The 448-nt window shown below is 70.5% G+C and carries 1 protein-coding gene; it reads right to left on the reverse strand.

Annotated features, from left to right (window positions below; translation table 11 throughout):
- A partial coding sequence (locus tag FLQ44_RS08210) for an ABC transporter permease (protein WP_206208760.1) occupies nucleotides 1-448 on the reverse strand: 448 nt, incomplete at both ends.

The following is a 448-nucleotide window of genomic DNA, read 5'->3' on the forward strand; positions in this document are numbered from 1 at the left end:
GGCGGTGAGCAGCACGCCAAACTCGCGCATGAAGGAATAGGCCACCAGCCCCACGGGGAAGATCGATGCACCGAAGTCGCCCCGCACGGCGGCGCCGAGAAACGCCACCACTGCGCCCACCAGGAAGGTCAGCAGGGCGACGATCGGCACGGCATCGAGGCCGGTCTGCTCCATGTGGAAGACCGTCGAGGTCAGGCGCAGGCGGCGGCGTCCGCTCACCACCTTGGCGAGGGTCGCCAGGGTCAGTCCGACGAAGCCCAGCAGCTCGCGGGTGTCGATCCAGAAGCTCTCCAGCGCCGCACCCATGCGCGCCAGCAGGGCGATGAAGCCGTGCGCTCGCGCCTTGGGCAAGGCTGGCGCGCTGCGGCGCTCGATCAGGAGGCGCAGCATCGCCGCATCGGCCGGGCGCAGGCCCTGCAGGCGTTCGATCGCATCGGCGTGTCCGCCA

This window comes from Vogesella mureinivorans (genome assembly GCF_007644035.1).
In the GTDB taxonomy this organism is placed as follows: domain Bacteria; phylum Pseudomonadota; class Gammaproteobacteria; order Burkholderiales; family Chromobacteriaceae; genus Vogesella; species Vogesella mureinivorans.